The following is a 23,845-nucleotide window of genomic DNA, read 5'->3' on the forward strand; positions in this document are numbered from 1 at the left end:
TAATACAAAGCTGTGGAAAAACACACCTATGCTATTTATTTACTTTTAGCAATCACTCTAACATTCATTTCTTCTACTTTTTTAGTAGATAATGGAGAAGGAGATCCAAACAATAAATCTTCAGAACTTCCTGTTTTAGGGAAAGCCATCACCTCTCTAATAGATGCTTTTTTCTCTAATATCATCATCAATCTATCTACACCCCACGCAATTCCTCCATGTGGTGGCGCACCATAGTGGAAAGCTTCATACATCGTTCCTACACTCTTTAACATTTCCTCTTTATTGTAACCCATATTCTTATAGGTTGCCTCTAAAATTTCTGGTTTATGAGCACGAACAGATCCTCCACCTATTTCATAACCATTTAAGATTAAATCATATTGCTGTGCAATAATAGTACCAATTTCATCTTCTTTACCATTCATATGTTTATCTAAATCATAGATGGCTGGCATAGAGAATGGGTTATGGGTAAATGTCCAACGTCCTTCATCTGTTTTCTCAAACATAGGGAAATCAACTACCCACGCTGGTCTTAATTCTTTAGGATTGATTAATTTTAACATTGCACCTAATTCTTGACGAACTGCATCTAAAGCTTTGTTAGCTGTAGCATAATCCGCAGCTGAGAAATAAACTATATCTCCAACTTTAGCTTCTGTAACATCAATAATATTTTGAGCAATTTCTTCTCCTAAGAACTTGATAATTGGAGATTGCAAATCGTTTTCATTTACAATAATATAAGCCAATCCTCCTAAACCATGTTGCTGAGCAGTAGCAGTTAATTTTTCTATTTGCCCTTTAGACATACGTTTTCCTCCTTGCTCTTCTGCAGAAACCTTGATACATTTTACAATTCCACCTTCATCAATTGGTTTAGAGAATACCTGGAAAGTAGTTCCTTTTACAATTTCTGTAATATCTTGCATTTGCAATCCAAAACGTAAATCTGGTCTATCACAACCATACTTGTCCATAGCATCTTTGTAAGTAATCACTTCAAAAGGATGTAAAATCCATTTGTTTCCATAGATTTTCTTTACAATAGTATTGAACATATTGGTATTTAAATCAATGATTTGCTGCATAGATGCATAAGCCATTTCAATATCCAATTGTGTAAATTCTGGTTGACGATCTCCACGAGAATCCTCATCACGGAAACAACGAGCTATTTGGAAATATTTTTCAAAACCACCTACCATCAACATTTGCTTAAATTGTTGAGGAGCCTGTGGCAAAGTATAAAACGCTCCTGGTTCTTTACGAGAAGGCACAATAAATTCTCTTGCTCCTTCATCTGTACCAGCAGTTAAAATAGGTGTTTCTACCTCTAAAAACTCTTGCTCATCTAACATATCACGAAGTAATTTAATTACTTTATGACGGTTGATGACCGCTTTACGAACTTCTTGATTTCTGTGATCTAAGAATTTATATTTAAAACGAGTTGCCTCGTTAGTTCTCATCGCCTTTTTAATTTCAAAAGGTAAAGTTCTAGATAAGTTTAAAGTTTCTAATTCAGAAGCTTCTAACTCAATTTTACCTGTTTTTAAACCAGCATTATAATCATCTTCATTACGTTGTACTATTTTTCCTGTAACAGTAATAACCGATTCTGGCTTTAACTTAACCAATTCACTTAAATTAGGGAAAGACTCTCTACTTAAACGAACTTGAATGATTTCGTATGAAGAATCACGTAAATCAATAAAAATCAACTCTCCATGATCACGAACTGAATTTACCCATCCTGCTAATGAAACCGATTGATTAATTGTGTCTTCGGAAATTTGAGTAATAACATGCGTTCTGTACTCTTCTTTTATTACTAAAGGAATTTCAGGTAACGCTTCGCTAGTACTTAGTACTGAGTCCTTAGTCTTAAGTTCTTCTGTAGTTTCACTAATCTTTGCACTTTGCACTTGAGACTTTGTACTACCCGACAGGGTTTCCAAAATCATTTCACGGACTACATTTCCTGGAGCTCCTTTACCTATTTTAGCAATAACTTTACCAACTAAAACTCCAGCTTTACCTTTGTTTCCTGCTTTAATGTCATTTGCTACAGCTTCATTTTCTTCAATAGCAGCATTTACTGCTTCTTGAATTTGTTCTGTAGAAATAGTATTGTCTGCAAAGTATTTTTTGTAATCAAAACTAGCGTCTGCTAATAAAGATTCTATAGCTTTTTGCACCAATACATTGGTTACATCTCCATTTTTAAAAGATTTAAATATTGAAGCTAAATCATCAACATTTTTAATCTTATCATAATCTTCTGCCTTAAGATTGTTTGTTAATGTTTTTGCTACAAAAGCAACATCACCAATCGCATCAATTAAAGACATTACTGTTTTAGAACGTAAAGCATCTGCGGTAAAAAACTTAGCATCTTGAGGTTTTACTTTTCCTTCAATCAACTTAGATTCTACATAATAAGGCAATACTTTTGGGTCTACAGTAATTCCTTCTACTACACTCTTAATAGCTACAAAAGGCAAATCTGGTTCAGAAATATAACGATAATCAGCATCGTATTCTTTCTTACGCATTACCTTAGTTTGCTTTAAAGCTTCATCCCATAAAACCGTAGTTTGATCTGGTCTAAATTCTTTATTTTCTAAAAAGTAATTTAATTGTTTTTCTATTTCTTCTTTTAAAGCCTCTACCATAAACTTAAATGAGTTTAAGTTTTTGATTTCGGTACGAGGGTTTAACACATCTGTTCCTTTTAATCTTAACGATACAGAAACATCTGATTTAAATTGTCCTTTTTCTAAGTTCGCTTCTGAAACTCCTAAATTTTGAACAATACGTTGAACATATTGTGCATAAGTAGAAGCATCTTCTATATTTCTGATACATGGCTTGGTTACAATTTCAATTAACGGAACTCCCGCTTTGTTAAAATCTACCAAAGAAATAGTTTTCTCGTGTACCAATTTAGCAGCATCTTCTTCTACATGCACTTGCTCAATTTGTACCGTAAACTGAGAACCATCATTACGATAACAAGCTACTTCTCCATCTGGAATGATTGGATTGTGAAACTGTGTAATCTGAATGTTTTTTGGGTTATCAGGATATTCGTAATGTTTACGATCCCAAGAAGTTATTTCGTTAGAAAATGTAGAATTAATCGCTTTACCAAAATATATAGCCTTAGTAACAGCTTCTTTGTTGATGGCTGGTAACACTCCCATTTGACCTGTACATACAGGACAAATATTTACGTTTGCTTGCTCACTTTCTTCGTTTGCACAACCACAAAACAATTTTGATTGTGTGTTTAAACGTACGTGTGTTTCTAAACCAATTACTAATTCTATTCCGTTTTCTTCTATTAGAGAATTTAATCTTTCTAATTCCATTATTGCACTTGGTTTAAAAAGTTAGCAAACTGTAAAATTGTTTGTTCTTTATTTTTTGCTCCTGTAACCTGAATTCCTGTTTCTGTTCCAAATGGGCAAGTCAATGTTGGTAACTGCCCTAAACTGAACCCAACCGTATAAGCATCTGACAAATACATCGCATGCGGGTTGCTTAACACCTCTCCAATTTTAGGTACAGGACCAGGAGTTACGGGTGATAAAATAATATCTACCTTGTTAAAATCAGCTTCAAAAGCTGCTTCTATTTCTTTTCTTAATTCCTGACCTTTTAAATAAATAGCATCAGAAAATCCTTGAGACAATACTTGATTTCCTCCTACAATTCTACGTTTTGTTTCCTCAGTAAAGTTTTCAGAACGAGTAACCATGTAAGTTTCTTTCAAGTTTTTATCCTCAATTCTATTTCCATAGTTAGTACCGTCTAACCTAGATAAATTCGATGCCGTTTCTGCCATCGCCAAGGTATAGTATGTAGAAACCAAAGTATCTGCATTAAAAAAGTCTAATTCTTGAACCTCGTATCCTGCTGATTTTATCTTTTCAATCGTTGCTAAAAAGTCTGCTTTTACTTTTGAGTCGATAGCATCGTTTTCAATAAAGTTTTTAAAATATCCTATTTTAATTCCTTCTGGTTTTGATGCAATTACCTCAGCTTTAATTTCTTCTGATGCAATGGTTGTTTGATCTTTTGCATCCTTACCACTCATTACGTTCATCACAATAGCAACATCTTCTATAGATTTTGCCAAAGGCCCAACAGTATCAGTAGACGATGCATAAGCCATTAACCCATAACGAGACACACGTCCGTAAGTAGGTTTTAAACCATAAATTTTATTGTATCCTGCAGGCTGACGAATAGAACCTCCTGTATCTCCACCAATAGAAAACACTGTATAATCTGCAGCAACGTTTACGGCAGAACCTCCAGAAGAACCTCCTGCTACTAATTCTTGATTGATAGCATTTTTTACACTTCCAAATACTGTGTTTTCAGAAGAAGAACCATGACCAAAACTGTCACAATTTTCTTTAGCCATAGGGATGGCTCCCGCATCTAACAATTTTTGAATAGCAGTTGCAGTATAGGCTGATTTATATTTTTTTAACAAATCTGAACTTGCAGAAGTATAGGTTCCTTGAACCATGTATACATCTTTAATTCCAAAGGGAATTCCTTCTAACAATCCTATTTCTTCTCCATTGGCAATTTTGGCATCTACTTTTGCAGCAGCCTCTAAAGCCAAATCTTCTAAAACAGTGTTTACAGAATTGTATTTATTTTCTTTTAGTAACGCTAATTTTTCTTTTACTAATTCAGTACAAGTGAATTCTTTTGCTACTAATTGATTGTGTATTTTTTTTATCAAACTCATTGTATTCGTTTTGGGTAAAAAGACTTCGAGTAAAAAGATGTAAAAACAAATTCTTTTTACTTTAATTCCTTTTACATTTTACCCTTCTATAACTTTAGACACCACTAAATACCCATCTTTCTCCTTTGGAAAGTTTTCTCTAATGATTTGTTTGGTGATTTCTGAACTATTTTCCACAACATCAGCACGTAAATCATCTATAGACACGGCATTCTTTGCATTTTGATTTGATGAATTGGAATTGATTTCAGCGTTTTTAATTACATCAAACAACTTATCCACCGCCTCAGAAGACTTTGCTCCTTTGATGCTAGACAAGATGTCTACAGGCATTATTTTACTCATTTCTACTATGTTTTATGTTCAGACTTCAAGTTTGCGAAATTACAAAAGTTTTTGCGGAGTAAGAAGGTATACAGCATAAAAGTAAGGACAATAAAACTGAATCTTATTCCCTTGATTTAAAACAAAAAAATTAGGCCGCATTTTTAATAAAAACACAGCCTAATTTTAACACATTTAAAAACTTTATTTCCTTAATTCATAGATATCTGATATTGCAGTACCGCCATCCCTTTTCTATCTTTTTCTTTTAAAGTAAGACTATCAAAAATAGGTCGGTATTGATATCCTAAACTCAATTTATTTCCATGCCCATCCATCATAAAATTTACCGTAAAATCATATACAGTCATCGGCTCATTTAAGGCTTCCCAGTTAGAATGCTGTACTGAAATATTAGGCTGAATAATCATATTTTGACTTAATATTTTTGTTTCTTGAAAAGCATATCCAAACTGAAAATAAACACTATCACCTGTACCTATCATTGGAAACCCGACACCTGCTCCGTTAAAATTATCACCTCCGCCAAACATACTACCATTAGCACTTACATTTCTAATATAATCTTTTCCAAAATCAAAATCATAATAACCCAAATACGCAGTAATAGCATCATTATTTTCTAAAGGAATATTTAAAAAAGAATCTACTGCCCAGTGTTTGCTATCATATATATTTGTTAATGGACCTGTAACATCACCATCGCTCATTGCTTTTTCTTGATACTGAAAACCAGCACCTATATTCCAAACTTTTTTTGCCTGCATATATGTACCTGCTTGATACGACCCTTTATTAGATTCATGCTCAAAAAACTGATATTTTACATAAGCTGATGTTTTTACTCTTGGTCTATTGTTTGCAAAATCTACCCTACCATTTCCAGAATATGCAGTAATCACAATAGGATTGTTAAAAATCAATCTATAATCAAACTGATTTATTTGTCCTTTAAACCAAATTCCTAGATTTCGAGCCAAATCATCATTTTTATCAACTGTATTTAAAGTAAACAAAGGAGCATCTAAGCCCATCAATGTTTTACTTGAACGTAAAGCCCATCTATTTAAACCTACCCAACCAGATTTTCCTAAACCAACTTCTATAGCCTTGTTAAACTTATATTCCAAATATAAATCCAACACATATAATGGAAAATCTTTTGATTTATCATTAAAGTTATTCCCTCCAAACATAGCAGCAACATATACTTTAGGACTAATTTGGGAAGACACAGGAATTCTTAATCTACGAATAGAAACATCCGTATAATTAGAAGTAGCCTCACCATTTATGGTAGAACCTACATTTAAATCTGAATATCTAGCCCAAATTTGAGTGGTTAATCCCCATTTTATTTTCGGTAATTTATTTTCTGAATTTTGCGCTAATGTTTTCCCTGCACACAAACACATTACCCCAATTATTGTTAATATTAACCTCATTTTTATGTTTTAAAAGTTTTAAGACGGCTACTAACATAGGTAAAAAGAAGTTTAAGTATATACCCCTAGTTTTATAAAACCACCTCTACATTATTTATTTTGCTAAATCAATCCAAAAAACTGGAATCCTAGAATAACCAATACAACTATTAATGGCCCTAGTAACCCTGCTATTACACCTCCAAATCTAAAATCTTTTTGATCTATAAGACCTGTACTAAAGGCAATAGCATTTGGCGGAGTAGAAATAGGAAAAAACAACGCTGCCGAAGCACTAAACCCAATAACCAATGGTAAAATAATTGGATTATCTGTAGCTAAAATAATGGCTATTGGTATTAAAATTGTTGTTGTTGCTGTGTTGCTCATAAAATTTGAAAGAACTACTGTAATTAGAGCAAAAACTCCCATCGTTACATATTTGTTTAAACTGTACTCATTTAATAAACCTACATAATATTCCGCTAAACCAGTTTCTTTAATTGCCAATCCTAAAGACAAACCTCCTGCAACCAACATTAAAGTATCCCAAGGTAATTTTCTTACATCTTCGGAGTCTACAATTCTAAACATGGTTAACAACATAATTGGTAACATTGAAACAGTAGAGGCCGAAATCCCATGAATATTCCCTGTTAACCACAACAACATTGTTACTAGTAAAACTCCTAACACAAATTTCTTTTTCATTACAAAAATCTCTTCATTAGAGCCTTCTTCTGGTTCTCCTTCGCTTAAAAAACCTAAGTCGATTGATGAAATTTTAGGAATGTATTTAGTTATTAAAATTTTCCAAAAAATCATTACCAAAATAATCGCCACAGGAAAACCAATCATCATCCATTCTAAAAAACCAAAACTAATTCCATTTTGCAACAATCCATCTACCGCTACTGCATTGGGAGGTGAACCAATAATAGTCCCCATTCCTCCTAGTGATGCTGCTGCGGGAATTCCTATCAACAATGCTTTGGTAATTTTTGCTTCTTTTGGTAGCGTTTTTAAAAAAGGCAATACAGAGGCAATCATCATTGCTGTAGTTGCAGTATTACTCATAATCATAGAAAAAATAGCTGTTACCAACATAATTCCCAACAACACATGCCTTGGCTTTGTTCCAAACCTCTTAATTGTTAATTTAAATATTGTTTTATCTAGTCCTACTTTTTGCATTGCTTCGGCCATAAAGAAACCACCTAACATCAACCAAATTACCGAGTTAGACCATGTTTGCACATATTTTTGAACTATTTTATTAGATGTTGTAGGGTCAATATCATGATAATGCTTTCCGAGTGCAAAAACCAAAAAACCAAAAATTAATAACCCTACCGTAAATGGAGGAATAGCCTCTGTTACCCACAAACAAACGGACAGGATTAATAAAAACAATACGTAAACTTGAGGTGTATCTAAAGCAGGAGATTGCAAAAAATAAGTTCCTCCAAAAGCAATAATGATACTTAATAATAAATTAATAATTCTCCCTTGAAAATTCACCATATGTTGAATTCTAGAAAATTTTCTGATGGAAGCCGATCTTGAATCTGACATTTTATAGTAGTTTATAGTTAGCACTTACAATTTACATTACTCCCCCAATTTTAACCTATCAAAAAACCATAATTATCGAAAACGATATAAGTATGTTTTTAAGACAAATAGTTAGCAAAACCAATACTTTACATGATTATTATCATGGTTTTAGTCATAGGATTTCTGTAAAATTTTAACCTTGTTTATCAGTTTAAAATAACTCTGATTCTTACAACAAGTAAAATTGAAAAAAAGTGAATCAAAAAAAATGTATTTGACGTTTTTAAATTACAAAAAAAGCGATTAAATCAATTTTTAAAAAACTCTTAAAAAAAATAAAACAGGAAATTAGTAAAATCAAAAATAAGGTGGTTTTTAAGCTATTTAAGCCGTTTTCTGTTTTTATAGACAAATCATATTTTTTACTCAATTTTACCATACATCTATCATATTTATTATATTTGATAGCATTGGATTTAAAAAACAATAACACAATATATAATGAGTAATATAGAAGACAAACAACAGTATTCTGCCGATAGCATCCAAGCCCTTGAGGGAATGGAGCACGTAAGAATGCGTCCCTCGATGTATATCGGAGATGTTGGGGTAAGAGGTTTACACCATTTGGTTTATGAAGTTATTGACAACTCTATTGATGAAGCATTAGCAGGTCACTGTAAAAACATTGATGTTTACATTAACGAGAATAACTCTATTACCGTTCGTGATGACGGACGTGGTATTCCTGTTGATATGCACAAAAAAGAAGGAGTTTCTGCCTTAGAGGTTGTAATGACTAAAATTGGTGCAGGAGGTAAATTTGATAAAGACTCTTATAAAGTATCTGGAGGATTACACGGTGTAGGTGTATCTTGTGTTAACGCATTATCTGACCATTTAAAAGCTACTGTTTTTAGAAATGGACAAATTTACGAACAAGAATACTCAAGAGGAAAAGCAGCATACCCTGTAAGACTAATTGGTGATACCGATAAAAGAGGAACAGAGGTTACTTTTACTCCTGATAAAAGTATTTTTACACAAACAACAACTTATAACTACGATACTTTAGCTGCTCGTTTACGTGAGTTATCATACCTTAACAAAGGAATTGTTATTCATTTAACAGACAAAAGAAATAAAGATGATGAAGGAAACGACATAACCGAAACTTTTACAAGTACTGAAGGTTTATCTGAATTTGTTAAATATTTAGACGGAACTCGTGAGCAATTAACTGCTGGAGTAATTGCTATGGAAGGTGAAAAGAATGGTATTCCTGTAGAGGTTGCCATGGTTTACAACACTTCTTATGCAGAAAACTTACATTCTTATGTAAACAATATTAATACTCACGAAGGAGGTACACACTTATCTGGTTTCCGTAGAGGATTGACTACTACATTAAAAAAGTATGCCGATGCTTCTGGAATGTTATCAAAATTAAAATTTGATATTGCTGGAGATGACTTCCGTGAAGGATTAACTGCAATTGTATCGGTAAAAGTTCAAGAACCACAATTTGAAGGACAAACAAAAACTAAGTTAGGAAACCGTGAAGTTTCTGCAGCTGTTAGTCAAGCAGTATCAGAAATGTTAACTGATTACTTAGAAGAGCATCCAGATGATGCTAAAGTTATTGTTCAGAAAGTAATTTTGGCAGCACAAGCCCGTCATGCAGCAACCAAAGCTCGTGAAATGGTGCAACGTAAAACCGTCATGTCTATTGGTGGTTTACCTGGTAAATTATCTGACTGTTCTGAAACAGATCCAGAAAAATGTGAAATTTTCTTAGTCGAGGGAGATTCTGCAGGGGGAACTGCAAAACAAGGTCGTGATCGTGAATTTCAAGCTATTTTACCTTTAAGAGGAAAAATCTTAAACGTAGAAAAAGCAATGACTCACAGAGTTTTTGAAAACGAAGAAATCAAAAACATGTTTACCGCTTTAGGAGTTACCATTGGTACAGAAGAAGACAGCAAGGCCTTAAACTTATCTAAAGTTCGTTACCACAAAGTAGTTATTATGTGTGATGCCGATGTAGATGGTTCTCACATTGCTACCTTAATTTTAACTTTCTTCTTTAGATACATGAGAGAAATGGTTGAGCAAGGATATATATACATTGCTACACCACCTTTATACTTAGTTAAAAAAGGAGCTAAAAAAGAATACGCTTGGTCTGATGATCAACGTGATATGATCAACTTAAAATTTGGTGGCTCTGCAAGTATTCAACGATACAAAGGTTTGGGAGAGATGAACGCAGAACAATTATGGGATACTACTATGAATCCTGAATTTAGAACTTTACGTAAAGTTGTTATTGATAGCGAGGTAGAAGCTGATAGAGTTTTCTCTATGTTAATGGGAGATGAAGTTCCGCCACGTAGAGACTTTATTGAAAAGAATGCAAAATATGCTAATATTGATGCTTAACAAAAGCACTAATATTATAAACACTAAAGGAGATGTATTGAAATACATCTCCTTTTTTTATGTCTTTTATATTTTTAGAAAAACATTTACTAGTATTTTTGTACATTCGTATATAACATATATAAACTATACTTATGAAAAAAATTGTCTTATTAATTGCTTTATCAGCAGGAATGTTTACTGCCAAAGCACAAGAAATTGAACAGTTATTAGTTCTTGGAAAAGATGCAGGAACACTAATGCAATCATACCTACAACCTGCCTTTGAAGGTACTATTTACAACTTAAATAGTGGTTGGTACAGAACAGCTAAACCACATAAATTATTAGGGTTTGACATTACTTTAAACGCTACACTATCTACCGTACCAGGAAACAGAAAAAACTTTATTTTCAAAACTAGCGATTATCAAAATGTTACTTTAGAAAGTGGTGTAAACCAAGCAGAACTTCCAACGGCGTTTGGTGGAAGTACCGACCAAGTACTTATTGTTTCTAAAGATGTGGAAGTTGCTCCAGGTGTTACTCAACCTGCTGAATTTAAAATGGATGCTTTGGAAGGATTTGGTGAAGAAATTGGATTTGATCAAGTACCTGCCGCTATGGTTCAAGCTGGTATTGGATTACCATTCAAAACTGATGTAACAGTAAGATTTGTACCTAAAGTAGGTAGCGATTCTTTTAAAACTGATTTATTCGGTATTGGTGTTAAGCACAATATTTTACAATATTTTCCTATTGCAAAAAGAATTCCTTTAGTAGATGTTTCTGTATTTGGTGGTTACACCAAATTATCTTCACAATACATCCCTGGAGAAGATCAAAGTATTGATATGGAAGTAACAAGTTTAACTGGTCAATTATTAGGATCTATCGACTTAAAAATTGTAAACTTTTTTGTAGGTCTTGGTTATTCTACAGGAAAATCTAGTCTTGTTGTTAATGGAGATTATGAGTTCCAATATGAAGACCCTAATACGGGTGCACCAATTGGAAGTCCTCAAAAAATTGACAAAGATGATTTACCAAATATAAAAAATGATGTAAATAGTTTTATGACTACTGCAGGTATGAGTTTAAACCTTGCCTTCTTTAAAATTTACGGAAGCTATACTTTACAAGAATACAACTCAATTAATGCGGGTGTAGCATTTAGTTTTAGATAATCTAAAAAAACAATATTTTTAAAGCGCGCTGTGTTATTACACAGTGCGCTTTTTTGTTTTATTTAACTACTTTTAGCAGGAACTATTAAAATATTTGAAATGAAAAAGATTTTTAGCCTGTTGATGTTTTTAACATTAACCACTTATGCACAAGCTCCTAAAGAAAAAGTTTTAGAATTAATTAATGTTATGCAAGCTGACAAAATGATTGATCAAATGATGGATCAAATGATTCCTATGCTACAGCAGCAAATGAAATCTAATCTTAAATCAGAGGAACAAAAACAAAAATTAGAAAAAGTAAACACCATTATATTAGAAGAATCTAAAACATTCACTCAAAACATCATTAATGGATCTATGGTAGATATTTACGCTAAATATTTTAACAATAAAGATATTGATGACATGATTGGCTTTTACAAAAGCGAAACAGGTAAAAAACTATTAGAACTAACGCCAACCATTACAACTGAACTCATGCAAAAAATGATGCAAAATGAAATGCCAAAATTTCAAGAAAAAATAAAAAGCAGAATTAGCGAACTAGAAAAAAGTATTTAAATCAGCCAACTAAATACACAAACCAAAGTACTATTGTCAACTTTTGTGTGTTTATTACTTTATTTTTAACGTATTCATGACTTAAATCATACCATGAATCAATACAAATCCTTATTTTTAGGTATTAATAAGAATTTATCTCACTTAAAATAATACAAGAATGAAAGTAACAGTAGTTGGAGCTGGTGCCGTTGGTGCATCATGCGCAGAATACATCGCCATTAAAAATTTTGCATCAGAAGTTGTTATCGTAGATATTAAAGAAAACTTTGCCGAGGGGAAAGCCATGGATTTAATGCAAACTGCATCTTTAAATGATTTTGATACTAAAATTATAGGATCTACTAATGATTATTCTAAATCTGCTGGTTCTGATGTTGCAGTCATTACTTCAGGAATCCCTAGAAAGCCAGGAATGACCAGAGAAGAATTAATTGGTATTAATGCAGGAATTGTAAAACAAGTTTCAGAAAACTTAATTAAGCACTCTCCAAACGTTATAATCATTGTAGTATCTAACCCTATGGATACTATGACATACTTAGCTTATAAAGCCACAGGCTTGTCTAAAAATAAAATTATTGGAATGGGTGGAGCACTAGACTCTGGACGATTTAAATATCGTTTGGCCGAAGCTTTAGAAGCCCCTTTATCTGATATTGATGGAATGGTAATCGGTGGTCACTCAGATACTGGAATGATTCCTTTAACTCGTTATGCAACTAGAAACTCTGTTCCTGTATCACAATTTTTATCTGAAGAAAGACTAGATGAGGTTGCTCAAGCCACTATGGTAGGAGGAGCTACTTTAACTAAAATGTTAGGAACTTCTGCATGGTATGCTCCTGGAGCCGCAGTATCTGCCATGGTACAAGCTATTGCTACAGATTCTAAAAAAATATTCCCTTGCTCTGCCTATTTAGAAGGAGAATACGGACAATCTGATATTTGTATTGGTGTTCCTTGTGTATTAGGAGCAAATGGTATAGAAAAAATTGTTGATATTGATTTAAACGAAGCTGAGGCAACTAAATTTGCTGCTTCTGCAGATGCGGTTAGAAAAACAAATGGATTGTTAGAAATATAACTTTCTTATTTATATAAAAACAAAACGTCCAACTATTATGTAGTTGGACGTTTTTATTTTTAATTTATTGACCAATTGGATTAGCCTCAAAGAACAAAAGGTTTTCTCCTTCCCATTGGGTTTTTATTTCTATAGGATTGCAACAAACTTCACAATCCTGAATATAAGTTTCACTCACCGATAACTCTAACACCATACTGATATTCTCCCAACAATATGGACAAGTAAAACTTTGCTCTAACATCTGTATAATTTAAATTTAGCAAAATAACATATCTACATTACCTTAATTACTCTTCCAAAAATAAGGAGTTAAAACAATTAGTACGGTAAACAGCTCTAAACGACCTATAAGCATTAGAAAAGAACAAAACAATTTAGCTATATCAGACAAATGAGCATAATTATTTACAGGCCCTAACTGCCCTAATCCTGGTCCAATATTTCCTAAACACGATGCCGCTGCACCAATTGCTGAATGAAAATCTAATCCTAAAAGAGTTAATACTATAGTACTTAAAATAAAGATTAACATATAGATAACAAAGAACGATAGTATGTTAAAAATAATCACTCTAGAAACCCTACTCCCATTATACCTTACAGAAATAATAGCTTTAGGATGCAATTGTTTTTTTAACTCTAACAATGAATTTTTTATCATTATTACATGGCGCACTACTTTTACCCCTCCACTGGTAGAACCTGCTGAACCACCAATAAAAAACAAAGAAAAAATTAAGGCTGTAGCTATAGAGCACCACATAGTATAGTCTGCAGTAATAAATCCAGTAGTAGTTAAAACACTTACCACTTGAAAAGCTGCATGTCTAAATGCACTCTCTACTTTACCCCAAACCATAGGGTGATGTACGCTTGTTAATAAAGTTGGATCTTGAAAACACACTATTAAAACAGTAATAGCTATAGTAACTAATACAGTTAAAACAAAATAATATCTGAACTCCTCATTTTTAAAAATCTTTAAAGTTTTACCTTTTAAAGCGTAATAACTTAATACAAAATTTGCCCCTGCCACAAACATAAAACCTATAATAATATATTGTATAAAAGGGTTGTGATTCCAATAAGCAACACTATCATTTTTTGTAGAAAAACCTCCTGTGCTTAAAGTTGCCATTGCATGGTTTATGGCATCAAACCAGCTCATTCCCGCAATTTTTAACAATAGAAACTCAGCCATGGTTAAACTAAAATAAATTAACCATAAACGCTTAGCAGTTTGTGTAATTCTTGGATGTAATTTATCTGTAGAAGGCCCTGGTGCTTCTGCCACAAAAAGCTGCATCCCTCCAATTCCTAATAGAGGTAAAATAGCAACAGTTAATACAATAATTCCCATTCCACCAATCCAATGGGTAGCACTTCTCCAAAACAAAACTCCTTTTGAAACACTTTCTATATCGGTTAAAATAGAAGCTCCTGTTGTAGAATACCCTGAAATAGTTTCGAAAATAGCATTGGGAAAAGAAGTGATAGTCCCTGTCATTAAATAAGGCAATGTACCTGTTAAAGTTAACATCAACCAACCTAGGGTAACAATTAAATATCCTTCTCTTTTTTGTATATCCTTATTGGCCTTTCTGTTAAAAAACCACAATATAAGGCCAAACAAAATGGTTATGACTCCTGCTGATAAAATTCCATAACTGGCTTGTTCATGATAATACCAACTAAAAGGCTCTGAAAGCAGCATAAAAAAACCATTCATCATTGAGGTTAAACCCAAAAAACTTAAAATGATTTTATAATTTAATCCTCTCATAGCTTAATTGTTAAAGAACTTTTCTACTTGCGGAATAGCATCAGGTAAACAGAATACTAAAGCTCTATCTCCTGGTTGAATTATAAAATCACCAAAAGTCATTAAAGCTTTTCCTTTTCTTACTACACCTCCAAGCACCGTATTTTCTGGCAGATTTAAATCCTTTATTTTGTGCTCTGTAATTTTTGTATTTCTCCTCACAAAAAACTCTAATACCTCGGCCTCTACATTATGTAAGTTAGCCAATGCCAACACTCTACCTTTACGAACATGCCTAAAAATAACACTCGCAGCTAGTATTTTTTTATTGATTAAAGTATCTACACCAATGCTCTGAGAAATATCCATATAATTCATGTTTTCTACCAAAGCAATCGTTTTTTTAACCCCTCTTGATTTGGCAACCAAACTGGTCATGATATTGGTTTCGGAATTTCCTGTAACGGCAATAAAGGCATCCATATTACTTAAAGATTCTTCTTCGAGCAATTCAATATCTCTACCATCACCATTAATAACCAAGGTATTTTTTAAATCATCGGATAATTCGAAACATTTTTCTCTGTCTTGCTCAATTACCTTAACTCTAAGATTTTTATGACAAAGTCTACGCGCCATTTTTTGACCTATTCTACCTCCTCCAAGAATCATTACATCTTTAATCCCTACTTTTTGAGCATCAACTAAAAGATGAATTTTATCTAAACTTTCTCTTGGAACCGAAAAATAAACCTGATCATTAGCTTCAAAAAGAGTATCTCCTTTTGGAATAATAATACTTGATGAATTTTCTCTTTTTACTGCTATTACGATAAAATCAAAAGCGTATTTTAAATTTATTTCTTGTACCGAAGCACCAACAATTGCAGATTCTGAAGTTAATTTAGCTCCTAAAACACTAAGTTCTCCTTTTTCAAACTCAAATTTATCATTAAAAGAAGTTTCTTTAATTAAGACCTCTATTTCTTGAGCAGCTAATTCTTCGGGAGAAATCATATAATCAATTCCTACATCAGAAAAATTAATTTCTTTTGTTCTTAAATACTCGGTATTAGAAATTCTTGCAATGGTTTTTTTAACTCCTAAAGTTTTACCAATTCCTGCAATGGTTAAATTGGTGTTTTGTGATTCTGTAACCGCTACCAACAAATCAGCATCGCTAATTCCTACTTCTTTTAAAACAGCAATAGAAGCGGCATCACCTTTTTTAGTAAAAACATCAATATGCGTGTTTAAATGATTTAATCTTTGTGAGTTTTGATCAATCACATAAATATCGTGATACTCCATGGACAGCAACTTTGCCAAATGGTAGCCAATTTCACCCGCACCAGCAATAATGATCTTCATAGTTTAGAATTAGTTTACTGCAAATATATTATATTTAGTTAGCATCTGTTAATAAATATAAAGCTATGAAAAACAGGACAAAATCTTTAACCATTAAACAATGGAATGAAGCAGACAGACCTAGAGAAAAATTAATTCTAAAAGGAGTTAACTCACTATCGGACGCTGAATTGATTGCTATTTTAATTGGTTCGGGAAATAGAAACGAATCTGCTGTAGAACTTTCTAAAAAAATATTAAATCACTTTAGCAATAATTTAAATCAACTCGCAAAAGCAAATATTGGGGAATTGCAAAAATTTAATGGTATTGGAGAGGCCAAAGCCATTAGCATTGTTACCGCACTTGAAATAGGAAAACGCAGACGTTTGGCTGAAGCCTTATCTGTTCCTAAAATTACTTGTAGCAAAGATGCTTATGAAATATTCCAACCCATTATAGGAGATATTCACCATGAAGAATTTTGGGTTTTACACCTTAACAACAATAACAAAGTGATAGAAAAACAAATGATTAGTAAAGGTGGGCTCACCGGGACCTTGGTAGATCTAAGGATTATTTTTAAAAAGAGTTTAGAACTATTATCAACCGCTATCATTTTAGGTCACAATCATCCATCTGGCAAACTACAGCCTAGTTCAGCCGACAAACAAATCACTACTAAAATTAAAAACGCAAGTACTACTTTAGATATAAAAGTTTTGGATCATTTAATAATCACACAAAAAGCTTATTTTAGCTTTGCAGACGAGGGAATCTTATAATCTTATGACAGAAGAATTATTAATTTATACACAAAAAACCACTCCAAGAGTAAGCTATATTTTTAAGCATATTTTTGTGCGTATTCTTAATATCCCAATAAAATTCACCTCTAAGATAGAAGAATTTGTTGCTCATGATAGTTTAAAAATGAGCTATGGAAAATCTCCTTTAGGAAGTGAATTTTTTATTCAAAGTCATGGTTTATTGTTTGAACAAGGAATTAATGATATTGAAATAAATGTATCGCAATGGGATAGTACTCCTTGCTTTTTTAGTACTGGAAAAAAATCGACCATTCCTTTTGATATTTTTGCGGCGAGTTTTTATTTATTAAGTAGATACGAAGAATATTTACCTTGTGTGTTAGATGAAAATGATTGTTTCCCTGCCGAAGAAAGTATTGCTTTTAAACATAATTTTTTAGACAAACCTATTATTGATGTTTGGGCCTATAAACTATTAAAAGCCTTAAAAGAAGAATATCCAGAATACGAGCATAACGCTAACAAATACCAATACATTTCTACCTTTAGTGTTAATCAAACTTTTTTATATAAAGGAAAAGGAGTTATTAGAACCATTGTTAGTGGTATTTACGATTTATTTACCTTTAAACTTTATTCTGTTTGGGCAAGAATTGCTACTTTATTAAGTATTAAAGAAGACCCTTATAACACTTTTGATAAAATTATTTATTTACAAAAAAAATATAATGTAAAAACCATTTTCTTTTTTCTTTTAAGTAATTACACCACTTACGACAACAATGTTGCTTATACCAAAAGAAAATATCATTTACTTATAAAATCTATTGCCGATCATGCTCGTGTAGGCTTGCTTAGCTCTTATTTTACCATGGAAGATGAAGATAGTTTAATTAAGGAAACAAGTAGATTAGAAAAAATAATAAACACTCCTACAAAATTATCTAGACAGCATTATGGAAGAAATAAACTACCCGACACTTATCATAAATTAATTGATTTAGATATTCAGGAAGACTACACCATGGGCTATCCAAAACACATGGGATTTAAAGCTAGTACTTGTACTCCTTTTTATTTTTATGATTTAGATTTTGAGATTCAGACCCCTCTAAAAGTATTTCCTTATGCTTTTAACGACACTGTTTTACGTTTTGAAATGCAATTAAGTCCAAAACAAGCTTTGATGAGGATTAATCATATTGCTAATTTGGTAAAGCAAGTTAATGGAACTTTGATTTCTATTTTTCACAACGACTGTTTGTCTAATTTTGATGAGTGGAAGTACTGGGAAGATTTTTATGAAGATGTTTTAAAATGCGTGAAAGATTCATGATTAAGTACATCCAAAGAAAAGATTTAGATATTCAAAAATATGATACTTGTATTCAAAACGCCTTGAATTCAAGAATTTATGCGCTAAGTTATTATTTAGATATTGTAGCAGACCATTGGGATGCATTGGTGCTTGATGACTACAAAGCTGTAATGCCATTGCCTTGGAGAAGTAAATATTTCATCAAATATATTTACCCACCCTGTTGGACACAGCAATTAGGTGTTTTTTCAACCTCTCCTTTTAGCAACACCTTAGTTGAAGAATTTATAAAAGCCATTCCTAAAAAGTTTTTAAAAACTACCATTCAGTTAAACAGTAACTGCAACTCTAAACTTTTTTACACAAAAAATAATTTTACACTAGCTTTAAATCAACCTTATCAAGATCTTCACAGAAACTACAGAAAGGACAGAAAAGACAGGTTAAAAAAATTCAAAAAATCAGGATTCTCTATTAAAGAAAACATTAAAACAAAAGACCTTATTAAACTGTTTAAAGAAAATTATTATCAAGAATTAAAAATTAATATCTCGGATTACAACAAACTTGAGAAACTAACTTGTGAAAAAAAATTAAACACAACTATTTTAGGTGTATTTAACGAAAACAATCAGCTTATTTCTGGCTCCTTATTTTTTAAAGATGAAAAAAGAATTTACTATGTTTTTTCTGCCAATAATAAAGCAGGAAACAAGGTACAAGGAAATACTGCTATTTTAGATTTTATGATTCAGAAATACTCCAATTCCGACTTTACATTAGATTTTGAAGGTTCAATGCACCCTGGAATTGCTTCCTTTTTTAAAAGTTTTGGAAGTGAATTAGAGACTTATTACTACTACACTAAAAAAATATAATGAAAGACACCGGAGAAAGACACATTCTTAAAGAAAAATTTAATTCTATAGAAGAATACTACAATCATTTAATGCATTTAAAAACATACATTTATGCTGCAGAAAAAACTATAGGAAAAACCGTTTTAGACATGGGTAGCGGAAGCGGGTACGGAAGCAAAATTCTATCCGAAAAAGCTAAAACAACTATAGGAGTAGATATTGATGAAGAATCCATTAAATATGCAAATGAACACTACTCATCTTATAATACAAATTTCACGACAATTTCTAATTTAGAAAACAAAAAATTTGATATTATAACTTCTTTTCAAGTTATTGAGCATGTTTTTGACCTAAACGAATACGTTAAAACGATATCAAAATATTTAAAAGACGATGGATTAGTATATATATCAACTCCCAACATCGAACATAGATTATTTACTTTTCAGCATCCTTGGAATCAATTTCACATAAAAGAGTTTTCAAGAAAAAGTCTAATAAAACTACTTTCTAAAGAGTTTGAATCTGTTGAAATATATAACATTGGAAGCAAAACTGATATATGCGAATATGAAATAAAAAGAACAAAAAAATTACGTTTTATAACGTTTCCTTTGAGTTTAAAAATATTTCCTCGGAAAATAAAAAACAAACTACTTCAGTATCAATCTAAAATCTTCATCAAAACAAAGAAACTGTTTTTCCAACCAACGATAAACTCTAACAAAACAGATGACTTCACTTTAAAATATTCAATCAACGATATAATAATTACTAAAGAAAATATTAATACGACAGACTTATTAGCAGTCTGTAAATTCAAAAAGAAACCTCTTTCTTATACAGAAAAAATAAAAAAATAAACGAACTAAAATAGCCTATCATCATTGACAAACAAGCTCCTATTAAACCGTAAGAACTTAATAAAAACCAACCAACTATTAAAAGAACAAAACCTATTAAAGATTTTTGAATATTTTCTTTATATCTCCCTAAACCAGAAAAATAATTTCCATATATATTTCCTATCGAATGAAAAAAAACACCAATAGACAAATAACACATACATTCTTTAATTACTCTTATATCTTCTTTTATAACTATCCCCAAAATATTTTCAGGAATTAATAACAAAACAACAATAGCTATAATCGTATAAACCCCTGTGTTTTTAATAGATTTATTGGTTATCCTAATTTTATCTTTAATTTCCTTCATATTTAATATTTCAGAATATTGATTTACTGAAATACTTCTTGATATTATAAGGACAGACTCTGTAATAGACACTGCAACTGAAAACAATCCCAAAGTATAAGCCCCCAACACTTCATATATTATATAATACAAAAATCTATTATTTAACAAATGAACACCAACACTTACCTCATTACCTAGACCATATCTATATATTGATTTCAAAACTTTATCACTTAAGCCTTCTTTTTTATCATCCCTAAACACAAAAAAAACAGATATCAAAAAAACTATTCCAAAAGAAACATACAGGCTAATAACATATGAATTGATTGATCTTAAGCCAACAACAAAAATCATAAAAATCAAACTAGACACAACTAAAGTTGGTTGCAAAAGAAACAAAAAATTGTACCTTTCTATATCTTTTCTTCCTATAAAAATCATTTGATTTGCAGAAAAAAAACCATTTAATACCGCTATAAAATATAAGTGCTTATGAATTGACTCTTTATGAACATACATTAGAACTAGACTTGGCATAACAGCTATTAAAACAGTCCACAAATAAGATGTTCTTATAAGAACATTTAATTTCATTTTTTTAACATGATACGCAATAGTACTACCCGATAAAATATTAACCAAAATTAAAACCAATGACAAGTCTGTTAAAAAAAGACTTATTTTACCTCTTCCATCAGCCCCTAAAACATTTAAGGTTAAAAAAACAATCGCCATATTCACTACAGCAACTCCTCCCCTAACAACTAAAGTTTGAAATATGTTTTTACTTATTTTCAATTATTAACTTTTTGAATAAAACCCAACAATTTTCCTTCGATATGTTCCCATAAGTAGCCTTTTTCTATTTTGGTAACAGCCTTATTAGAAACATCGGCATAAAATATAGGGTCATCTATAAATCGCTGTAACTTTGTTGCTACTTTTTCAGTATCATTTGGCTCTACCAATTCACAAAAATCAGCTTGCACATATCCTTTTTTTAGAGCTTTTAAATTACTGTAAACAACGGGAATACCACAAGCATTATAATGAAAAACCTTAATAGGCAAACACCTTGTGTTTTCTATATCGTTATCTCTTAAATCTAAAGCTACATCAAAACTCAAAATAGCCTTACTAAAATCTTCAAAAGGAACCATTTCATTTATCTCAACATTTAAACTTGGGTATTTTTCTATTAGGTTTCTAAAACCTATACGTTCCTGTTTTAAAAACGTTTTTCCAACAAGTACCAACACAACTTTAAGATCAGGGTTGTTTACTCTTAAACTTTCAGCTACCTTAAAAACCCTATTTATCCCTTTTTCTTCACTAAACTTTCCAGAATACCCAACCCTAAAAATTTTAGACAACAATTTCTTTCCTTTTAAAGAAACATATTTTCTCTTTGGATAATAAGAAATAATTTCTTTTGGTTTTAATGGAAATAAAAAATCATATATCTTTTTTTTATAATATTCTCCTACAATAAATCCATCTACTAAAGAGGCTGCATATAGATTAAAAACAAACATCGTAAAGAACTTAGTCGTTTTTGATATAAAATTTAAATCGTATAAATTCTTTTTTGACGGATACCACTCTGTTACATCATAAATAATTTTACAAGATGGATACTGTTCTTGAAATTTTTTAGCAGCTAGAATAGGGAGTGGTTCTCCACAAATAATCATTTCAGGACTTAACAAAATCAACTGTTCGCAAAACCAACTAACCCTTTCTCTTCTAGACAACTCATCTCCCTTTATCCAATACGTATCTTTTAAGTTAAAATTTTTATCGCCATAAGTAGAACAAACATCAACCTTAAAGTTTTTTCTCTCTAACGTATCTTTGATATGAAAAAAAATCCTATCATCATTTACATAATGACTAGACGTTAAATAAATGACTTTTATTTTATTAATCATCACCTACTTCTTTTCATATTTATCACCCCACCTATCTTTCATTATTTTTCTAAACTCATTTTCACGAGCATTCACCCCAGGATTGTATAATGATAGTCCTTTTAATTCATCTGGTAAAAACTCTTGTTCTATAAAATTACCTGGATAAGCATGAGCATATTTATATTCTTTACCATAATTCATATCCTTCATCAATTTAGTAGGTGCATTTCTTAAATGCAAAGGAACGGGTAAATCTCCTGTTTGTTTAACAACTTGTATCGCTTTATTAATAGCCTCGTAACTTGCGTTGCTTTTTGCCGAATTAGCTAAATAAATAGCACATTGACTTAATAAAATTCTAGCTTCTGGATAGCCAATAGTCGTTACTGCCTGAAATGTATTGGTTGCCATAATTAAAGCTGTTGGATTGGCATTACCAATATCTTCTGATGCCGATATTAACATTCTACGAGCAATAAACTTTACATCTTCTCCACCCTCTACCATTCTTGCCAACCAATATACCGCTCCGTTAGGATCAGACCCTCTGATGGATTTTATAAAGGCCGAAACTATGTCGTAATGCTGTTCTCCTGTTTTATCATATCGTACTACATTTCGTTGTACTTTTTCTAAAACCAAATCATTGGTAATTTCAACTCCTTCTTCCTCAGAAGCGACTATCAACTCAAAAACATTTAGCAGTTTTCTAGCATCACCGCTAGACACCTGTAACAAGGCATCAATTTCTTTTAAAACCACCTTCTTTTTAGCAATTACCTCATCTTTTTCCATGGCTCTTTGCAGCAAAGCCTCCATATCACTCTTATCAAACGGGTTTAGAATATAAACTTGGCAACGAGACAGCAAAGCCGGAATCACTTCAAAACTCGGATTTTCGGTAGTAGCTCCAATCAACGTTACCCAACCTTTTTCTACAGCTGCTAACAAAGAATCTTGTTGAGACTTACTAAATCTATGAATCTCATCAATAAACAAAATAGGATTTTTTGTTGTAAACAAACCTCCACTTTGCTTGGCTTTATCTATTACCTCTCTAACATCTTTTACTCCCGAATTAATCGCACTTAAAGTAAAAAAAGGTCGCTTAGAGGTTTCTGCAATAATATTTGCCAACGTTGTTTTACCAATACCTGGAGGCCCCCATAAAATTAACGAGGGAATAATTCCTTTATTGATATGGTTAGTCAACACCCCTGTTTTACCTACAAGATGTTGCTGACTAATATAGTCTTCTAATGTTTTAGGACGAATACGTTCTGCTAAAGGTTGATTCATAA

The 23,845-nt window shown here is 31.8% G+C and carries 19 protein-coding genes; 8 read left to right on the top strand and 11 right to left on the bottom strand.

Going from position 1 to position 23,845, the window contains the following annotated elements; genetic code table 11:
* Positions 1 to 35: 35 nt before the first annotated feature.
* The 5 genes from gatB/aspS to AXE80_RS12355 form a co-directional block, all read right to left on the bottom strand.
* A complete protein-coding gene (gene gatB/aspS / locus AXE80_RS12335) occupies positions 36 to 3,380 on the bottom strand; it encodes a bifunctional amidotransferase subunit GatB/aspartate--tRNA ligase AspS (protein WP_068827782.1) in 3,345 nt (1,114 codons plus the stop codon).
* Positions 3,380 to 4,777: an amidase gene (locus tag AXE80_RS12340; protein ID WP_068827784.1), complete on the bottom strand. Its 1,398-nt coding sequence runs from the start codon at positions 4,775 to 4,777 to the stop codon at positions 3,380 to 3,382. Before AXE80_RS12340 ends, gatB/aspS begins: the two co-directional genes overlap by 1 nt.
* A gap of 78 nt (positions 4,778 to 4,855) precedes the next feature.
* Positions 4,856 to 5,122: a hypothetical protein gene (locus tag AXE80_RS12345; RefSeq protein ID WP_068827786.1), complete on the bottom strand. Its 267-nt coding sequence runs from the start codon at positions 5,120 to 5,122 to the stop codon at positions 4,856 to 4,858.
* Positions 5,123 to 5,313: 191 nt separating this feature from the next.
* Positions 5,314 to 6,567 (bottom strand): hypothetical protein, encoded by a 1,254-nt coding sequence (locus tag AXE80_RS12350; protein WP_068827788.1) that lies wholly within the window; start codon positions 6,565 to 6,567, stop codon positions 5,314 to 5,316.
* A gap of 102 nt (positions 6,568 to 6,669) precedes the next feature.
* On the bottom strand, positions 6,670 to 8,121 hold the full coding sequence (locus AXE80_RS12355; RefSeq protein ID WP_068827790.1) for an SLC13 family permease: 1,452 nt from the start codon (positions 8,119 to 8,121) through the stop codon (positions 6,670 to 6,672).
* 483 nt (positions 8,122 to 8,604) lie between these two features.
* On the opposite strand from AXE80_RS12355, the gene gyrB reads away from it, so the two are divergent.
* The 4 genes from gyrB (at position 8,605) to AXE80_RS12380 (ending at position 13,362) form a co-directional block, all read left to right on the top strand.
* Entirely contained in the window at positions 8,605 to 10,545 is a 1,941-nt protein-coding gene (gyrB, locus tag AXE80_RS12365; protein ID WP_068827794.1) for a DNA topoisomerase (ATP-hydrolyzing) subunit B, read from the top strand.
* A 134-nt stretch (positions 10,546 to 10,679) separates the two neighbouring features.
* On the top strand, positions 10,680 to 11,711 hold the full coding sequence (locus tag AXE80_RS12370; protein ID WP_068827796.1) for a DUF6588 family protein: 1,032 nt from the start codon (positions 10,680 to 10,682) through the stop codon (positions 11,709 to 11,711).
* A 99-nt stretch (positions 11,712 to 11,810) separates the two neighbouring features.
* Complete coding sequence (locus AXE80_RS12375) at positions 11,811 to 12,275, top strand: DUF2059 domain-containing protein (RefSeq protein WP_083194668.1); 465 nt, start codon at positions 11,811 to 11,813, stop codon at positions 12,273 to 12,275.
* A 160-nt stretch (positions 12,276 to 12,435) separates the two neighbouring features.
* On the top strand, positions 12,436 to 13,362 hold the full coding sequence (locus AXE80_RS12380; RefSeq protein WP_068827800.1) for a malate dehydrogenase: 927 nt from the start codon (positions 12,436 to 12,438) through the stop codon (positions 13,360 to 13,362).
* 64 nt (positions 13,363 to 13,426) lie between these two features.
* Here AXE80_RS12380 and AXE80_RS12385 read toward each other — a convergent pair whose 3' ends face one another.
* From AXE80_RS12385 to trkA, 3 genes are read right to left on the bottom strand one after another with little or no spacing between them, the layout of a single operon-like run.
* The gene (locus AXE80_RS12385) at positions 13,427 to 13,606 is read right to left on the bottom strand and encodes a zinc ribbon domain-containing protein (RefSeq protein WP_068827802.1); all 180 of its coding nucleotides are present in this window, start codon (positions 13,604 to 13,606) and stop codon (positions 13,427 to 13,429) included.
* A 42-nt stretch (positions 13,607 to 13,648) separates the two neighbouring features.
* Positions 13,649 to 15,148: a TrkH family potassium uptake protein gene (locus tag AXE80_RS12390; RefSeq protein WP_068827804.1), complete on the bottom strand. Its 1,500-nt coding sequence runs from the start codon at positions 15,146 to 15,148 to the stop codon at positions 13,649 to 13,651.
* Between the two features lie 3 nt (positions 15,149 to 15,151).
* Positions 15,152 to 16,498, bottom strand: a complete 1,347-nt coding sequence (gene trkA / locus AXE80_RS12395) for a Trk system potassium transporter TrkA (protein ID WP_068827806.1) — start codon at positions 16,496 to 16,498, stop codon at positions 15,152 to 15,154.
* A 65-nt stretch (positions 16,499 to 16,563) separates the two neighbouring features.
* On the opposite strand from trkA, the gene radC reads away from it, so the two are divergent.
* From radC to AXE80_RS12415, 4 genes are read left to right on the top strand one after another with little or no spacing between them, the layout of a single operon-like run.
* The gene (gene radC / locus AXE80_RS12400) at positions 16,564 to 17,262 is read left to right on the top strand and encodes a RadC family protein (RefSeq protein WP_068827807.1); all 699 of its coding nucleotides are present in this window, start codon (positions 16,564 to 16,566) and stop codon (positions 17,260 to 17,262) included.
* A 4-nt stretch (positions 17,263 to 17,266) separates the two neighbouring features.
* Positions 17,267 to 18,583: a polysaccharide deacetylase family protein gene (locus AXE80_RS12405; protein WP_068827810.1), complete on the top strand. Its 1,317-nt coding sequence runs from the start codon at positions 17,267 to 17,269 to the stop codon at positions 18,581 to 18,583.
* Positions 18,580 to 19,443: a hypothetical protein gene (locus AXE80_RS12410; protein ID WP_068827812.1), complete on the top strand. Its 864-nt coding sequence runs from the start codon at positions 18,580 to 18,582 to the stop codon at positions 19,441 to 19,443. The genes AXE80_RS12405 and AXE80_RS12410 overlap by 4 nt, the downstream gene beginning before the upstream one ends.
* A complete protein-coding gene (locus AXE80_RS12415) occupies positions 19,443 to 20,291 on the top strand; it encodes a class I SAM-dependent methyltransferase (protein ID WP_068827814.1) in 849 nt (282 codons plus the stop codon). The genes AXE80_RS12410 and AXE80_RS12415 overlap by 1 nt, the downstream gene beginning before the upstream one ends.
* Here AXE80_RS12415 and AXE80_RS12420 read toward each other — a convergent pair.
* Genes AXE80_RS12420 through AXE80_RS12430 form a run of 3 tightly spaced genes read right to left on the bottom strand, consistent with a single transcriptional unit; the run spans position 20,248 to position 23,843 of the window.
* Positions 20,248 to 21,429 (bottom strand): lipopolysaccharide biosynthesis protein, encoded by a 1,182-nt coding sequence (locus AXE80_RS12420; protein ID WP_068827817.1) that lies wholly within the window; start codon positions 21,427 to 21,429, stop codon positions 20,248 to 20,250. The genes AXE80_RS12415 and AXE80_RS12420 overlap by 44 nt on opposite strands.
* A complete protein-coding gene (locus AXE80_RS12425; protein WP_068827819.1) occupies positions 21,426 to 22,562 on the bottom strand; it encodes a glycosyltransferase in 1,137 nt (378 codons plus the stop codon). The genes AXE80_RS12420 and AXE80_RS12425 overlap by 4 nt, the downstream gene beginning before the upstream one ends.
* Before the next feature lie 3 nt (positions 22,563 to 22,565).
* Positions 22,566 to 23,843 (bottom strand): replication-associated recombination protein A, encoded by a 1,278-nt coding sequence (locus tag AXE80_RS12430; protein ID WP_068827821.1) that lies wholly within the window; start codon positions 23,841 to 23,843, stop codon positions 22,566 to 22,568.
* Positions 23,844 to 23,845 lie beyond the last annotated feature (2 nt).

The organism is Wenyingzhuangia fucanilytica, from assembly GCF_001697185.1.
In the GTDB taxonomy this organism is placed as follows: Bacteria; Bacteroidota; Bacteroidia; order Flavobacteriales; family Flavobacteriaceae; genus Wenyingzhuangia; species Wenyingzhuangia fucanilytica.

What these genes read in the sequence shown, in the direction of transcription:
- AXE80_RS12380 (WP_068827800.1), top strand. Translation starts at nt 12,436, where the DNA reads ATGAAAGTAACAGTAGTTGGAGCTGGTGCCGTTGGTGCATCATGCGCA.
- AXE80_RS12425 (WP_068827819.1), bottom strand. Translation starts at nt 22,562, where the DNA reads ATGATTAATAAAATAAAAGTCATTTATTTAACGTCTAGTCATTATGTA.
- radC (WP_068827807.1), top strand. Translation starts at nt 16,564, where the DNA reads ATGAAAAACAGGACAAAATCTTTAACCATTAAACAATGGAATGAAGCA.
- AXE80_RS12355 (WP_068827790.1), bottom strand. Translation starts at nt 8,121, where the DNA reads ATGTCAGATTCAAGATCGGCTTCCATCAGAAAATTTTCTAGAATTCAA.
- AXE80_RS12430 (WP_068827821.1), bottom strand. Translation starts at nt 23,843, where the DNA reads ATGAATCAACCTTTAGCAGAACGTATTCGTCCTAAAACATTAGAAGAC.
- AXE80_RS12345 (WP_068827786.1), bottom strand. Translation starts at nt 5,122, where the DNA reads ATGAGTAAAATAATGCCTGTAGACATCTTGTCTAGCATCAAAGGAGCA.
- AXE80_RS12405 (WP_068827810.1), top strand. Translation starts at nt 17,267, where the DNA reads ATGACAGAAGAATTATTAATTTATACACAAAAAACCACTCCAAGAGTA.
- AXE80_RS12340 (WP_068827784.1), bottom strand. Translation starts at nt 4,777, where the DNA reads ATGAGTTTGATAAAAAAAATACACAATCAATTAGTAGCAAAAGAATTC.
- AXE80_RS12415 (WP_068827814.1), top strand. Translation starts at nt 19,443, where the DNA reads ATGAAAGACACCGGAGAAAGACACATTCTTAAAGAAAAATTTAATTCT.
- gatB/aspS (WP_068827782.1), bottom strand. Translation starts at nt 3,380, where the DNA reads ATGGAATTAGAAAGATTAAATTCTCTAATAGAAGAAAACGGAATAGAA.
- AXE80_RS12410 (WP_068827812.1), top strand. Translation starts at nt 18,580, where the DNA reads ATGATTAAGTACATCCAAAGAAAAGATTTAGATATTCAAAAATATGAT.
- AXE80_RS12375 (WP_083194668.1), top strand. Translation starts at nt 11,811, where the DNA reads ATGAAAAAGATTTTTAGCCTGTTGATGTTTTTAACATTAACCACTTAT.
- gyrB (WP_068827794.1), top strand. Translation starts at nt 8,605, where the DNA reads ATGAGTAATATAGAAGACAAACAACAGTATTCTGCCGATAGCATCCAA.
- AXE80_RS12385 (WP_068827802.1), bottom strand. Translation starts at nt 13,606, where the DNA reads ATGTTAGAGCAAAGTTTTACTTGTCCATATTGTTGGGAGAATATCAGT.
- trkA (WP_068827806.1), bottom strand. Translation starts at nt 16,498, where the DNA reads ATGAAGATCATTATTGCTGGTGCGGGTGAAATTGGCTACCATTTGGCA.
- AXE80_RS12350 (WP_068827788.1), bottom strand. Translation starts at nt 6,567, where the DNA reads ATGAGGTTAATATTAACAATAATTGGGGTAATGTGTTTGTGTGCAGGG.
- AXE80_RS12390 (WP_068827804.1), bottom strand. Translation starts at nt 15,148, where the DNA reads ATGAGAGGATTAAATTATAAAATCATTTTAAGTTTTTTGGGTTTAACC.
- AXE80_RS12370 (WP_068827796.1), top strand. Translation starts at nt 10,680, where the DNA reads ATGAAAAAAATTGTCTTATTAATTGCTTTATCAGCAGGAATGTTTACT.